1 pseudogene is annotated in these 264 nt (G+C 43.2%); it reads left to right on the forward strand.

The features are described from left to right. Positions 1-190 (forward strand): annotated as a pseudogene (locus SB773_RS32440) (AEC family transporter); the annotation flags it as partial. Positions 191-264: the final 74 nt, after the last annotated feature.

Genomic DNA, 264 nt, shown 5'->3' on the forward strand with positions numbered 1-264 from the left:
GGGCTTGGAAGGGACTGTCGCTCAGGGGTTATTTATCGCAAGTTCATTTCCAACATCTAGAAACAGCGCATTATTCGCTTTGGAATATGACAACCATCCGGAGTATGCGGCACAGGCGGTCTTGATGTCGACTTTATTCAGCAGTATAACGGTAACAATGGTCGTATATCTATCAAAAATACTATTCTAGCAGGGCTGCTCGCAATGGGCAGTCTTTTTCCACATGTCCACCCATAAAACTTTATGAACAATATGGAGATTATG

This window comes from Bacillus sp. SIMBA_074, from assembly GCF_046534555.1.
Taxonomy (GTDB): domain Bacteria; phylum Bacillota; class Bacilli; order Bacillales; family Bacillaceae_G; genus Bacillus_A; species Bacillus_A mycoides.